General features: G+C 61.3%; 13 protein-coding genes. 4 read left to right on the top strand and 9 right to left on the bottom strand.

Going from position 1 to position 14,296, the window contains the following annotated elements; translation table 11 throughout:
- Positions 1-421 precede the first annotated feature (421 nt).
- Positions 422-826: a single-stranded DNA-binding protein gene (locus I7S92_RS20320; protein WP_197647347.1), complete on the bottom strand. Its 405-nt coding sequence runs from the start codon at positions 824-826 to the stop codon at positions 422-424.
- Positions 827-1,248: 422 nt separating this feature from the next.
- Between I7S92_RS20320 and I7S92_RS20325 the strand changes: the two genes are divergently transcribed.
- Positions 1,249-1,599 (top strand): H-NS histone family protein, encoded by a 351-nt coding sequence (locus I7S92_RS20325; protein ID WP_197647348.1) that lies wholly within the window; start codon positions 1,249-1,251, stop codon positions 1,597-1,599.
- Here I7S92_RS20325 and I7S92_RS20330 read toward each other — a convergent pair.
- The 8 genes from I7S92_RS20330 to I7S92_RS20365 form a co-directional block, all read right to left on the bottom strand.
- Positions 1,596-2,642: a hypothetical protein gene (locus I7S92_RS20330; RefSeq protein WP_197647349.1), complete on the bottom strand. Its 1,047-nt coding sequence runs from the start codon at positions 2,640-2,642 to the stop codon at positions 1,596-1,598. The genes I7S92_RS20325 and I7S92_RS20330 overlap by 4 nt on opposite strands.
- A gap of 184 nt (positions 2,643-2,826) precedes the next feature.
- A complete protein-coding gene (locus tag I7S92_RS20335; RefSeq protein ID WP_167384016.1) occupies positions 2,827-2,991 on the bottom strand; it encodes a hypothetical protein in 165 nt (54 codons plus the stop codon).
- A 391-nt stretch (positions 2,992-3,382) separates the two neighbouring features.
- Entirely contained in the window at positions 3,383-3,856 is a 474-nt protein-coding gene (locus I7S92_RS20340; protein ID WP_197647350.1) for a UCP036055 family protein, read from the bottom strand.
- Between the two features lie 99 nt (positions 3,857-3,955).
- Positions 3,956-6,127, bottom strand: a complete 2,172-nt coding sequence (locus tag I7S92_RS20345) for a ParB/RepB/Spo0J family partition protein (RefSeq protein ID WP_197647351.1) — start codon at positions 6,125-6,127, stop codon at positions 3,956-3,958.
- A gap of 127 nt (positions 6,128-6,254) precedes the next feature.
- Entirely contained in the window at positions 6,255-7,367 is a 1,113-nt protein-coding gene (locus I7S92_RS20350; RefSeq protein WP_197647352.1) for a helix-turn-helix domain-containing protein, read from the bottom strand.
- Between the two features lie 203 nt (positions 7,368-7,570).
- On the bottom strand, positions 7,571-8,500 hold the full coding sequence (locus I7S92_RS20355) for a ParB/RepB/Spo0J family partition protein (RefSeq protein WP_197647353.1): 930 nt from the start codon (positions 8,498-8,500) through the stop codon (positions 7,571-7,573).
- Complete coding sequence (gene repA / locus I7S92_RS20360) at positions 8,490-9,635, bottom strand: plasmid partitioning protein RepA (RefSeq protein ID WP_164517418.1); 1,146 nt, start codon at positions 9,633-9,635, stop codon at positions 8,490-8,492. Before repA ends, I7S92_RS20355 begins: the two co-directional genes overlap by 11 nt.
- A 293-nt stretch (positions 9,636-9,928) precedes the next feature.
- A complete protein-coding gene (locus tag I7S92_RS20365) occupies positions 9,929-10,816 on the bottom strand; it encodes a recombinase family protein (RefSeq protein WP_197647380.1) in 888 nt (295 codons plus the stop codon).
- A gap of 369 nt (positions 10,817-11,185) precedes the next feature.
- On the opposite strand from I7S92_RS20365, the gene I7S92_RS20370 reads away from it, so the two are divergent.
- Genes I7S92_RS20370 through I7S92_RS20380 form a run of 3 tightly spaced genes read left to right on the top strand, consistent with a single transcriptional unit; the run spans position 11,186 to position 14,245 of the window.
- Entirely contained in the window at positions 11,186-12,571 is a 1,386-nt protein-coding gene (locus I7S92_RS20370) for a TnsB C-terminal domain-containing protein (protein ID WP_242070313.1), read from the top strand.
- On the top strand, positions 12,531-13,451 hold the full coding sequence (locus tag I7S92_RS20375; RefSeq protein WP_298498590.1) for a TniB family NTP-binding protein: 921 nt from the start codon (positions 12,531-12,533) through the stop codon (positions 13,449-13,451). The genes I7S92_RS20370 and I7S92_RS20375 overlap by 41 nt, the downstream gene beginning before the upstream one ends.
- Positions 13,448-14,245, top strand: a complete 798-nt coding sequence (locus I7S92_RS20380) for a TniQ family protein (protein WP_197647355.1) — start codon at positions 13,448-13,450, stop codon at positions 14,243-14,245. The genes I7S92_RS20375 and I7S92_RS20380 overlap by 4 nt, the downstream gene beginning before the upstream one ends.
- The last annotated feature ends 51 nt before the right edge of the window (positions 14,246-14,296 follow it).

Below are 14,296 nucleotides of genomic sequence, written 5' to 3' on the forward strand. Positions count from 1 at the left end.
TTCGGAAAGAATGGCTTCAGGCGCTCCATTTGCGCCTCGGACAGCCAGTAGAGGTTGCTCATCGGTCAGGTCTCCTTGCGAGGCCTGAATCACGCGAACCGCCCGAAATCAATGGGTCTGGAGCCTAGTAAGGTCGCCTCCCATTCTCCACCTCTAAATGACTTGTCGTCAGTCGGCGCGATCCAAGCTCAAACGAAGTAATCACGGACATCGCCCAGCAGCCTTGCCGCCGTCCGACTAATGCCCGCGAAGCGTTTCGGGATCAAGGTTGGCTAGCCTTGTTCTGCTCCGGCAACCGTTGAAGGGCGGCTTTCGAGAATGCCGCGAAGCAGTATTCTGCAAAACAGATCGTCCTCTTTGGGCGGAAATCGCCCGAACCCGACGGGCTTCCCCGCCGGGCCCGAGGGGGAGACCCCGTTCCTCAGAACGGGATCTCGTCGTCGCGGTCGACCAGATCGGGGCTTTCACCCTCGGCCGACTTCGGGCGGCTCAGGAAGTCGACCTTCTCGGCGATGATCTCGCAGCCGTAGCGGTCGGTGCCGGTTGCGTCGGTCCACTTCGTGTAGTGGATACGCCCGTGGACGAGGACCTTCATGCCCTTTTCGCAGTGCTCTGCGACGGTCTTGCCGAGACCGTTGAAGCAGGTGATGCGGTGCCATTCGGTGTCCATGACCCGGTATCCGCTCTCGTCGCGCAGCACGCGACCTTCCGAGAGGCGGGGGCGCGAGGTGGCGAGGCTGAAGTTGGTGATCTTCGTGCCGCTTTGGGTCGAGCGCACTTCAGGCTTCTGACCGATGTTGCCGGCGAGGATGACGATGTTCTGCATGGTAAGCTCCTGTGTTTCCTGTCCCTGGGACCGTCCCTTCGACAAGACCCGGAAAAAGCCTGTCGGCTGAGGCGTGCACGGGAGACGGAACGACGACCGGAAACCTCCAGAGGGCCGGGGTGGCGCGGGCAGCCCTGAAGGGGCAACACGGCCCGGACTGACGCGGGGTTGCGCGCCAGAGGCCGAACAGGCTTAGGGGATTGTCAGTCGAAGGGATGGCACCAAGGATAGGGGCGACCCGGGGCTCTCGCAGAACTCGGCCTTCCTGGCCAAGGCAACGGGCTTGAAGCATCTTCGAGAGCATCGACCCGGCGGCTCAAGCCAACCTCATCCCCCTGCCCTATCACGCAGACTTCCGTGGGAGTTGCGATGTTTCGACCTGACGGCTATCCCGGACGCCTCATACAGGACACGAGGGCCCGATGGCTGATTTCAATCTCGAGGCGATGTCGCTCAAGGAACTGCAGCAACTGCAGAAGGACCTCGCCAAGGCGATTTCCTCGTACGAGGACCGTCACAAGGCCGAAGCCCGCACCAAGCTGGAAGCCATCGCCAAGGAGATGGGCTACTCCCTCGCCGACCTGATCGGTGTTGAGGTGAAAACAACCCGTGCGCCAGCCGGGGCGAAGTACCGTCACCCTGAGAATGCGGCTCTCACCTGGTCTGGCCGTGGCCGGAAACCGCAATGGTTCGCGGATCATATCGATGCGGGCAGAGACCCGAGCGAGCTCGCGGTCTTAGTTCGAAGCCAGAAAATGCCGGGTCAATCTTAGTTTGGCGCCTCGGTGGCGGGAAACTCAAAACTGGCCGCATCCGGCTTCGGCCCCATCACCCGTGTCGGCAGATTGGGGTCAGGTGCTTGGCCCCGATGATGCCCCTTAACCAGAACGACTTTGCCGCTTCGGTAGTGCCGCTCATGCTCGGACACCCAATGACGGACAGGGCCGTTCCGCTCCTCAACTGTCTGCCGCTCGAATTCAAGGCGAGCGGTTCTCTCCGCCAAATGCGCAGCAGCCTGCGGGCCGATCCGGATCGTCAGATGAGATTTCTGGGCGCCAAGGATCCACGACTTGCCAAACTTGCGGGCAGTCTTCGTGTCCTTGGCGGTGAAGGTTTCAGTTTCCGTCGGGATAATCCCACCAAGATCAGGTGAGACCAACATTGCAAACAGAGCGTAGGGAATGAACAGGTCATACCCTGTTTCAACCTGGTGCACCGTGCGGCGACCTTGGATCATTTCCATCGTATCGCCGCTCCGCAAGCGGAAATCGACAACGGACCGACTGAGTTCAACTTCAACGTCGTCATAGTTCAATTGTCCTGTCGGTGTCCGGTTGACAAGCAGTGCACAGATCGGATCGACGACGCGCGAATTCTCGCGGTGGTGGAACATTGTAATGCGCAAATGGCCCTCGTGGCGGTCATCAAGGAGGTAGCCGCGCAGTCCCGTTCCCGAAGGCTTGTCATCGTGCCTGGTCACAGGTGAAGCACGCTCAAATCGTGCAACGCCCAGCTCGCGATCGTCGAACTCTACCCAAACGATGGGAGCGGGAAGCTTCACCTCACCGAGGATCGCCATGGCAGGCACGCCAACTTCCTCTGCCTGCTTGGAGACAGCATCGTGAAGCGTGTCAGTGTAGGCGGCTGCCAGGTGATCGAGCAGAAACACCTTGGCCTGCTGCAGCGCATCAAGCGCGTAAACTCGGAACTGCCGCAGGTCGTCGGACGGTGCGAAGTGCCAGATCAAGTCGTCTTTGGGAGCCGACTTCCCAGCGAGCGACGATCCGTATAATGAAATCAAAGATTTATAGAGCATTCATCGGACCCCGCGCCGTCTTGTTCAGCTTCCGACGAACGCTTTCGATGATCAAGCGACTTCCAGAGAAACGCCGCCGGCCACTTGGCGGCACTTCCGAGCGCTCGACTGGGACGGTTGACCGGCGCAAGGCCCGGATCGGGGACCCTGCCCCGATGCCGAGCCTCGGGAGAAACCGTGGGCATCATGCCCACGGGTCGACCTCGGCGATCACTTGAACCTCGTCGCCGTCGATTTCATCGGCGGGGACAGCGCCAAAGGTTCCATCCCCTGCCTGGAAGACGACGATCGAAACCATGAGCGTGGCGGCGAGGGAGGCTGCGAAGGCGTGTGCATCTTTGCGGGACATCTGTTTGGCTCCTGTCTGGGAGGCGGGGGACCATCCCCCGCGCGACAGGACCCCGCAGGCCCGAAGACTGGCTGACATCACCGGGTGCGTTCGGCTCGTCCGAATCCACCCGGCGGCACGGGCTTGCCCGTAGTCCGACCCCGCGCGGGTTGATCTCGAGGACGGGATTCGGGGCAAGGAAGGGAATGGCGAGCGGGGGATGGTGCCCCAACGTCAGGAGCCGGTTGTCCCGCTGATGCTCGGAACGCCACCAGCCTCCCGGGTAGGCTCTTGGTTGAAGGCCTCCGTCTTGGAGGATGGATCCTTTGGTGCCCCGCGGCATCGCGGGGCGAGGTTCATGTGGTCGGTGAGAGGCCCGCCAATGAGCAGTCCCCTCACGTCTTTGCAGGGCTCAGGCGGCCAGGTCCGCGCCCCCTGCCCTATCGCCGTCCTCGGCGCCGACGATCTCAAACCGTGCGTTGCGATAGCCCTCCCGTACGATCCAGAGCTCCGCCGCTGTGACGGACTCTGCAAGATGCAGCAGCTCGGTGTTGCCACCGAAGTCGAGAAGCACGCGGACCTGCCCCGGCTTCGGTCCCTCGGCCACCTCGAAGATCAGACGGCTGTCTGCTGAATGACTACGCATGATGGTGACGAGGATCACCCCGTCCGAGGAGAAGTTGCCCTCATGCAGCGTGAAGGAGGCCGGAGCGGTCCAGGTCGGATAGACCCGAGGGGGTTCTTTCTTCACGAGACGACCGACACCGTTCGAACGCTCCCAAGCGGCGAGCTTCTTGGTGAAACGTGCCGGCGGCTTGGGACTGCCGTCGGTGTAGCGGATAAGCGCCCCGAGGGGGGCTGAGTCGATGATGGTCGTTGCAGACATGATTCCTCATCCTGAATGCGAGATTTCGCATTCATCATATTGATATTGCTGTATTTTATGGAAGTAAAGGGCGGGCTTCCCCGCCCCGGATGGCTCAGATCACTCCGCAGCCATCATCGACGCAGCGGTCTCCGGCAGATCGGCCGTCAGGAAAGCCGGGAGATAGACATCTTCGGGTTCGCCCACGTCCTCCCCCTGCCCTTCGGTGATCGGCTCGCCGTCGCCTGCCGCCAGATCGGCCCGACGAAGGACCTCGGGCAGCCAGCCGCTGCCCTTGAGGAGCCGCTCGGCTTCGGTGGCCATCTCGCCCTTCTTCAGATGGTCGAGGAGTTGCGCGGTCCCCTGCCCCTTCGCCTCGCGCACGGCCTCGAGGATCCGGGCCTTCGGCACACGGTTGAGATAGCCATCGACCGTCGGCTCCCAGCCCGCTTCGACCATGTCAAGATCGACCGCACGGGCTACCAGATCGGCATGGGCCATGCGGCGGGTCAGACCGCTAGCGGAGATGCCCGCGCCATAGGGGTTCACCTTTTCATGGAGCGCGTTGATCCCGAAGCTGAGGCAATGCGCCAGCAGAGCCAGACGGCTGCCCTGGTCGAGGACCGTCAGATACTCCCAGAGCGCCGCATCGTCTCCGAGGGGTAGATCAGCCTCCCAGGCGGCGTGACGCTCATCGACCAGCTTGGCGACGACGCTGTCCTTCAGATCGGGCGCCTGCGCGGACATGTAGACATGACGCACCGAGGCCTCGAGGCAGCTGCCTGAGGCAGACGAAGTGCGGAACGTATCCGTCACCAGTTTCAGGAGCAGGAGCGTCAGTGCGACGTCCGCCGAGCGCCCGATGGCCTCGCGCAGCGCGAGGGTCCGGTGGGCAGTCAGTTCCATGACCAGCCGCTCGGGCAACGGCTTCAGCGCGCCGTCATCTTCCTCGTCGGAGGGTTCAACGCCGATCGGCTGGCCGCCCGAGGTGATGACGGTGCCTCCGGGGGAGGTCGCGGGCGGGTTCCAGCTGGAAACATCGACTTCACCCCCCTGCCCCATAACGCCCGCGGTATCGTCAGCCTGGACCGCGGTCGCTTCGCGCGGCTCATCCTCGGGCCGGACATAGCCACGGTAGACCGCGAGGCTGCCGTCCCGATCCAGCGTCACGAAGACGCCAGCGCGCCCGACCTCGACCGGGTCGTAGACCAATGGCCGCTGCTCAAGCGCCTCCATTGCCATCTCGAGCTGCCCGAGCCGAGCGTCGATCTCCTCGGGGTATTCGTCCTTGCCGGAATATTCCTCTTCCAGCGCACGATACTCGGCGAGCAGCGCCGCGTGAGAAGCGCTGTCCTCGTCGGTCATCGGTGCAGGATCACCGGCCAGACGCCGGAGACCGTGGCTGTAGCCGTAGGGCAGGTCGGTCGCCACCTCGATCCACTTCCAGCCCTCTGAGGTCAGCGCCCCGGCTTCCGCCTGGAGCTTCTCGGAGACCAGCCGGTCGAGCAGGGCGGGGTCCTCGAGCCAGCCTCCGTCATCGCCCTGGAAGAGATCACGCAGTACCACACCGCCCGCCGCCTCATAGGCATCGACACCCACGAAGACAGTGCGGCGATCCGACGCCCGGACCGAAGTTTCCGTCAGCATGCGCCGGATGGCGTAGGGCTCCTTGTTCCAGGAGTTCTTCACAGCCTCCCAGACCTGAACCTGACGCGCGTGGTCCGGGTTCACCGTGAAGGCCATCAGCTGTTCCAGCGTCATCCCATCCTCGGCATAGACCTCGAGCAGGGCAGGGGCCACGGAGGCGAGCTTCAGGCGCTGTTTCACGATCTGCGGGGTGACGAAGAAGGCGGCGGCGATCGCCTCCTCGCCCTGACCTTTCTCGCGCAGGGCTTGAAACGCCCTGAACTGGTCGAGCGGATGCAGTGCCACGCGCTGCATGTTCTCCGCCAGCGAGTCGTCCTCTGCCAGGATATGAGACGCGGCATCCCGCACGATGCAGGGGATCGGCGCGGCCTTCGCCAGCCGCTTCTGCTTCACCAGCAGCGACAGCGCCTGGAAGCGCCGACCACCGGCCGGGATCTCGAACATGCCGGTCTGGACCCCTTCGGTATCGAGCACGGGCCGAACGTTCAAGCCCTGCAGCAGGCCGCGCCGGGCGATGTCTTCTGCAAGTTCCTCGACCGAGACGCCAGCCTTGATGCGCCGTACGTTGGACTGGCTCAGCACGAGCTTGTCGAAGGGGATGTCCCGCGATGGGGACAGGCTGACTTTCTGGGCTGCTTTCGCCATCAGATCTTCTCCACGACGGGCGCCGGAAGCCACTCTCCCGATCTCACTTCCCGTCACCCCTCAAACCCCGAGCCTTTCTCTCTCTTCGGCGTTCTTGACCGCGGTCAAGAAGTCAAAGCTGCATGTTCTATGCGCTCAGGATCGTTTCAAAGTATGCCTCGGGCTGCCTGATCGTTTCTCCTTTTCCCAACAGGTAATCTAAGATCACTAGAAGCCGTCCAGCGCCGGTTTTCTGGAGGCCACGCATCAGCTTTTCTTGGCGTATTCTAAGCAATCGCCCGATATCGAAGAGAACGCGGTTGAGGGCTTCTCCTGTTCGAGGTGGGTCTGGAAAGAAGTCAGAGACATGTGTGAAATCTGTCCATGACATTTTTGTAGGGTCTCGGTTCATGGAAGGCCCTCCAATGTTTTGGTCAGCGCTGGTCTGCTTTGCCTGCGCGTCTTTCTTAAGAAGTTCTTTTTTTATGGACTCTATCTGCCGGTCATTTTGTCCGTTTCTGGCGGACATTTCGCGCGCGCAATCATGGGTGAGGGCTTGGTCGCGTGATTGGATTTCGTCCAGGGCCGCGCTTGAACTCTCGCACTCTCCGTAGCTCTGCGCGGCGTTGGCTCCGAGTTCTCGGAGATCAGCGATGATCTGCAAGACTGCATCAACCGTGAGGGTTGCTCGTCGAAGGATGTTCCTGATCGCTCCGAGTGAGGACAACCGCGCTTCGTCGAGGTGCTGGTCCTGAAGGAGGGATGCGCGCAGTGCTAGTGCTTCTGCCCTGAGGGAGCGAAGGCGTTCACGCTTCTCCGCAACCTTTAACGCTTCAGCCGCCAGCGTGTCGTGGTTCTGTATCAGTGGGTTCAGGTCGATCCCGAACGCGTCGCGGATAATGCCGCCATACCGCAGGGGGAAGCGTTTGCCGTTTGCCGAGTTCTTCCGGTCGATGAGGCCGGCTGCGTCAAGACGGCCCAAGCAGCGACGTAAGGTCCTCTCATCGACGCCGTTTGCGCGCTTAGACAAGGAGGCGTTGGAGGGGAACACAACGGTAAGTTTGGGTGGGGTCTCACCATTTGTGGTTTGTCGATCGCGTGGAAGAAAGCTGATCAGGGCCGTCAAGACCGTGATGTCGTTGCTCGTCAGGCCAAGTTCTTTCCGCAGGGCGCGTACCGGTCCCAGAAGTTCGTAGATAGTAGGGCAGGCAATAGCTCTCGGTTCCGCCAAGGCGGTTCGTGTTTGGATTACATGTCTCATGGTGTTTCGGAAGAAAAAGCTTCCCCGGTCACCGCGAGCGGTGTTGAACTCGATTCGTTTTGGGGGTATCAATCAGGTGTCGAGACTGATTGAGGCCCTTCGGAAGCACCGCTTTCGGGGGGTCTTTCCTTTTCTAGCCGGTCCTCCTTTCGTTTTCTGCTCGTTGCTCTTGATGTCTTGACCGCGGTCAAGACACGGGGTCGTCACTCTGGGCCATCTTGACCGCGGTCAAGAAGTTCGCTGATCAGCTGCCGGATGGCGTCTTCAACGCGCGGGGCAAGGTCAGCGTCCACATCGATGGTGATGCGGTTGCCTTTGCGGCCGATCTTCACGCGCCCACCTTGCTCAACCTTGGGTGTAGTTGCCTTGGTGGCCGTGAGCAGCGTAACCGCTGCGTCAAGTCGGTCTGGGCCTGGCAAGTTGCGGGGGATTTCACGGGCAACTTCTCTGGCTCTCGCGATGTCCTTCTCGCACAGCCTGAAAAGCTTCTCCCAGACTCGCCGACCAACGCCATGTGCAGGTCCGATTGCATGGATCAGCTCCATCGGAATGCCGGTGGCGATACGGTTCATCCGCGAGACGAGCGACTCGTCGATCTGAAGTGCCCGATAGGCGATGGTCTGGGCGTTCTTGCGTGTCTCGTCAGTTTTACCAAGTTCCCGAATGATCCCAGCGACGAACAGGGCCCTCTCGATAAACGAGGGGTCTTGGCGGGCATTGTTCTCTACGCCCTGGGCGATCAGTGCTTCCTCTTCGGTCATCTCCATGACCGTGGCGCGCACTTTCTGACCAAGTTCACGACAGGCGAGAAGCCTGCGGCGTCCATAGACGATTTCAAGTGCCCCGTCTTGGGTTCGGCGGACAAGAACCGGAACCTTTTGCCCGTGCTCACGGATCGACGCGACGAGCTCCTCGAGGCCATCGCTCGGATCGATGCGATCCATGACCGCGGACATTCGCACAGTGCTCGGGTCGATCAAGCGCGTGGCGTGTTTGTCTTCTTCCAACACCGATGCTTGCGCTCGAGCAACAGTTGGGCTCGTGCGCTTCAGATCGAACTCCGCATCCTCATCCGACGTTGACGCTTTACCCATCGCGTTCTTGAGTGAGTCCCCAAAGACCTTACGCGCCATGACTACGCCCCCATGCCTTGAGGATTTCGCGCTCAACTTCGTCGGTCACGCGTGAAACGGACTCGATCGCACGCTCGTATGTTCTGCGGTTCACGTCGCGAGGTTCGACCTCAAAGATGCTCTGCTGGGTGTTTGCGGCATCACCTACCGCCGTCGACTTCAGGAACTCGGCCGGGAGGACCGCATCGCCAAGGACTGTCCGAAGCAGAGAAGAGATCTGGACCTGTGGACCGTCGGTGTTCTCGTACCGGGTGATCAGCACCCGAACGAAGTTCAGGCCGTGCTCGGGAGCATGCGCCTCGACGACGCCCATCAGGTTGCTCGCCATGCCGAGAAAGCTTGCCAGAGACATCACATCAAGCATGGACGCGTTGAGCGGGATCAGGACCCCAGTGGAAGCAAAGAGGGCGGAGATCACCGAGAAGTTCAGCTGCGGCGGGGTGTCGAAGATCACCACATCATATCGGCTCAGGACGGGCTCAAGCGCTTCACGGATCCGACTGTGGAAGGTGGTGGCGCCGTGTCTGAAGCTCAAAGCGACCTCGAACTCGTACTCCATGATGTCCATGGAGGCCGGGATCAGATCCACTGTCGGGAAGTTCGTTTTGCGAATGATATCTGAGGCGGGCAGGGGCCCCTCGGATCGGATCAGATCGTAGGAGGTCGGCATGTCCGGATCGAGCTCGGGGGTAACCCCGAACAGGTTTGTCAAACTTGCCTGGCTGTCGAGGTCGATAAGCAGGACCCGATAGCCGCGAAGGCCCAGAAGCTGGCCAACATGAGCAACGGTCGACGTTTTTGCGGACCCGCCCTTCAGGTTGAAGATCGTCACGACCTGGCACGGTTCGCCGGCTCTTCTGTGAGGGTGTTCATCGGGCTTGATCCTACCCGTCTCAAGAAGGACGCGTTGGGCTTCGACCATGTCCTCGGCAGAGAAGCTGCGGCGGTTGCCACCCTCGAGGATGCCTTCCGGAAAGCCTTCGAGATTTGACACATGATGGCGGAAGGTGTTCTGGTTGATCCGAAGCAGATCGGCGGCTTCCCGCATCGCGAAGCGACGGAGACCCTTCTGGGCATCCGGTGGGAACGTCTCCTGCGCATGTTCACGCAACCGGCTCCCGAGCCGCTTGGACATGACATCGAATCTTTGAGAGGCCCGTATCCCGCTCATCACTGCCCTCAAGTCTTTATTGTTTTGTAGACCTTAACAGTTTTGGCGCGTAAATCCAGCCCAATCCGTTGAGCGGACTGGAGGTGTTGAGATGGCTGATTCCTGACGAGAGAAAACCGTGAAGTATCAGCGTCTTGGGCAACCTTGTTCGCAGAGCACTTCAACAGTTCGTAGCCCGCGATGTCGTGGCCACAACATGTATTGTCGGCGTCTACGTGACGCGGATATTCAGAATCGCGCGACCGATTCCCACGACTTCATTCAAGCAGCCCCAGCCTCTCAGCCCGCTCCAGGAGCATCTTCACTGAGGAGGGTTGCCAGCTTGTCCGGCCGCGAGGTGTGCGCTCCCGCATCGCTTCCAGTCGGTTGCAGATCGCCTGAAGCGTGATGGTTGGATCCGCGCCCTTGATGGCGGCGACGATGGCGGGCAGGCGGTCGTCGGTTTCGCGGCGGCCGGCGCGGTCCAGTACCGTGGGCGGTAGGAAGCCGTCCCGCACATAGGCGTTGACCGCGCGCAAAAGGCGGCTTTGCGTCCATTGGCGCTCGCGGGGCAGGGGGCCGTTGACGATGCGCAGCACGTCCTCCCAAGCCATGTCGGGCCGCAGGCGGCGCACATGCGGAACCCAGTCCTGCGCGGTTTCATTGAGCCGCTCCATATAGCCGTCCTGTCGCGCAAGCCGCACCTTTCGCAGTGCCGCCGGATCCCGGGCGCGCAGGCCCGGATTCCCGCCAACCCGGCCTTTGGTTCGTGCGCTGGCCAGCCCGGCCTTGGTCCGTTCGCGGATCAGGGCCCGCTCGAACTCGGCCGCGGCGCCCAGGACCTGGAGGGTGAACTTGCCCTGCGGGGAGGACGTGTCGATCGGGTCCATGAGGGAGCGGAAGAAGGCGCCCCTGGCTTCTAGCCGTTCAATCACCTCGAGGAGGTGCGACAGTGACCGCGCCAGACGGTCGATGCGCACCACGACCAGCGTATCGCCCTTCCCGATCCGCTCGAGCACGCGGGCCAACACGGGCCGTGCGCGGTTGCCGCCCGAGGCCTGCTCCTCGTGGATCTCGACGCAGCCCGCGGATTTCAGGGCCTGCGACTGGGGCAGGGGGGTCTGATCCTCGGTCGAGACGTGTCGCGTAGCCCTTAAATGCGGTATACGAAAGTCAACAAAATCAATGCGGCGGCTTTGCCATTAAACATGGTATCTTGCCTTTAAATCCGACATTCTTGCCGTTAAATCTGACACAAGGTTCACGGGGTTGGGCGGTTGGTAGCGATGGAAGGTAATGACGAAGACTGTGGCGATGCTGGTGCTGAGGCGCTGCGCCGGGCATCGGTCCTTCGACCGCTTGTACAGGCGTATCTCAATGGCACCGGGAGCTTGGAAAGCGGTATACGTGATGCAGTCTGGGAGCTTGGCGTCAGCAGGACCACAGTCTGGCGCTGGATCCGACGGCTTGCAGCAGAGGGTGGCCGGACAAGCGCTCTCGTTCCCCGCAAACGCGGGCGACGCAACGGGTCGGTCATGGTGCCCGGTGATGTCGAAGGCATCATCGAAGAGCATCTTACTCGATACTACCTTCGGCGAGAACGCCCCAGCCTGGCGCGAGTTGTGTCAGAAATCCGCAGCGCCTGCCGTGAGCGGGGGCTTCAGCCGCCGACGCGCCGTACCGTTCAGCGGCGGCTTGATGCGATGGATACCCGCGAAGTCATGAAAGCGCGCGAGGGCGCAAAAGCAGCGCGCCAAAGGTTTGCGCCGGTGACGGGAAGGAACAGATCAGAACGACCGCTGGACGTTGTGCAGATCGATCACACACCAGCGGACATCATCCTTGTCGACAGTTTCGAGCGCAAACCCATCGGTCGACCTTGGGTGACCTTGGCGATCGACATCGCCACGCGCATGGTGACGGGATACCACGTCAGCTTTGAAGCGCCGTCTCGCCTTTCGGTGGCCTTGTGCCTCACGCGGGCCGTCGCCCCCAAAGCAGAGTTTCTGGCTGACCTCGAGTGTAATGTCTCGTGGCCCGCGCAGGGCAAGCCGGTCAGCATTCACGTCGATAATGGCCGCGATTTTCGGTCACGCGCCTTTCAATCGGCCTGTGCCGAATGGGGGATCAATCTGGTCTATCGACCGCCGGGAAGCCCTCACTTTGGTGGGCATGTCGAGCGGCTGATCGGGACCATGATGGGCGCGGTGCATCTCCTGCCGGGAACAACGCAGTCGTCGGTCGCGGCCAAGGGCGGCTATGATGCCGAAGGCATGGCTGCGATGACCTTGGGCGAATTCGATCGATGGTTTGCCTTGGAAATCTGTCGCTACAACAACAGCATCCATTCGAGCCTTGGCTGCACACCTGCCGCCAAGTGGGAAGCGCTCGCCGGTGAAATGGCCGGCGACATCCCCTTCGACATGGAGGCGTTTCGGGTGAGTTTCCTGCCAAGTGAGCAGCGGCAGGTGCGTCGTGACGGCATCCATCTTTTCGACCTGCGCTACTGGTCCGACGCCCTCGCGGGCTATGTCGGTCGTCGGGACGGAAAGGTGGTCGTCCGCTACGATCCCCGCGACCTCTCGGCCGTCTGGGTCGAACTGGACGGCGGCAGATGTGTCGAGGCCCGGTACCGCAACCTGGAAATCCCGCCGGTGTCGCTCTGGGAATACCGCGAGGCCATGCAAAAGGCACGGGCCATGGGGAAGGTGGGGGCGAATGAATTGATCCTCGCCGAATTGATCCGGCAGCAACGCCAAATCGAGGGTGAAAGCCGCGCGCTAACCAAGGCAGAGCGCCGATTTCGTGAAAGGAATTCTTCGATGAAGGGTCCGGCCGCCGATGATCGGGCGTCGGAGGGGCTGCGACCGGTCGACACGGGTGATAAATCGCGCCCCATGTTTAAAGTGGAGCGTTGGTGAATTGAGGGCAGAAATAATAGAAGACGGTCGTATCGCTCTCATTCAATCGGACATCTGGATCGGCTTTCCGCGGGCCGAACAAGTGCTGGACCGGCTGCAAGGCCTCATCGAGATGCCACGGCAGACTCGAATGCCGGGCCTTCTCGTGCATGGGGCATCTGGCATCGGCAAGACGATGATCGCCCGCAACCTGTCGCGCAGGTACGCGCCGGAATACGATCCGGAATCAGGTATCACGCGCACTCCGCTGCTTCTTTTGCAGGCACCACCAGCCCCAGACGAGCGGCGGTTCTATATGCACATCCTCGCTGCCGTCGGCGCTCCGTCATCGGCGCTAAGCTTGCGGGCGCAAAGTGTCGCCTCGCTTGAGGTCCGCGTTGTTGGCCTTCTTCGCGACCTCGGGCTTCGGATGATCATGATCGACGAAGTTCACAACCTCCTCGCGGGAACCCATCGCGAACAACGCCGGTTCCTCAATGTTCTGAGGTATCTCAGCAACGAATTGGAGGCGTCGCTGGTTTGCTTCGGCGTCAGCGAAGCGGTCGATGCTATTCGCGGCGATGTCCAACTCGCGCGACGCCTGGACGAACACCACCTGCCAAACTGGCGCGACGATGCCGAGTTCTCGGACATGATCCAGACCCTGATCGCGGCCATGCCGCTTGCGAAGAAGTCCAATCTGAAGGTTAAATCGCTCAAGCAGATATTGGCGCTGACCGGCGGGGTGACCTCGCGGATATTTTCCTTGGTCAAGGACCTATCCATCGACGCAATCGTCACGGGCCAAGAATGCATCACCGACGATGCAGTCGCAAAATGGACGCCCGTTTGGTCGCGCCATGCGAAAACCCAGCGACGGCTCGAGAAGGCCGGAGCTTGAAACAGCGCCCGTTGCCGAAAACTGTCACGCCTCTCGCAGATGAACTGCTTTCTGGATGGCTGACGCGACTGGCGGTCGCCAACCACTGCGAGGTCGACGAGCTCCTGGCGCATATTGGAGTCGATACTCGACAGGTCGCCATGCTGGATTTTGAGGTTGAGGTGGCCGCGACCACAGCAGAAAAGATATCGATTGCGGCCCGTGTTGCCGCTGAAACTGTGCAATCCCTTACCTTTGGGACAATGACCCAGACCGAAGCCCTGATGACGGCGCAGGTTGCGTTCCAGTCATGTCCCGACTGCTCTCGGCGTGGCATTGCGCTCAAACAGTGGCGGAAATTATGGGCATTCGACTGCCAGATCTGCGGCACCCGACTCCTTTCGATCCTCATCAAGCCTGATCGCAGCCGAATATCCGAACAGCTGGTTCGTCGTGCTCGAAGCGGGGCAGGGCTGCTCGAAAGTGCGGTAACGTCCAACTGCGCCAACAAACTTAGACGCGCCATGCGGGCGGCCACCTATGCCAAGGCGCTCAAGTCCGTTCGCGCCGATACGGCCTTTGCCCTTCAAAGTCCCAGACCCGACGTGAGACTCTTTTGCCTTGCCGCCATCGCCGCGGCTCAGTCACGTCCACTGGCCAAAGCGGCAATGTTCAGCACTGGCCTCGATGGGTACGCAAGAGTTGCCTTGCTTCGTGCGTTCGAAAAAGAGCCCCGCCTTCTTGCCGCAGTTGACCGGATCGCACTGCGAAACAGGGAAAGACCCCGACGAGCGGCGACTGAATGCCACGTTTAAGGGCAACAAACGTCGCTCAACGCGCAGTGTGCCGGATTTAAAGGCAACGCG

Origin of the sequence: Tabrizicola soli, assembly GCF_015999335.1 — a bacterium.
Taxonomy (GTDB): Bacteria; Pseudomonadota; Alphaproteobacteria; order Rhodobacterales; family Rhodobacteraceae; genus Tabrizicola; species Tabrizicola soli.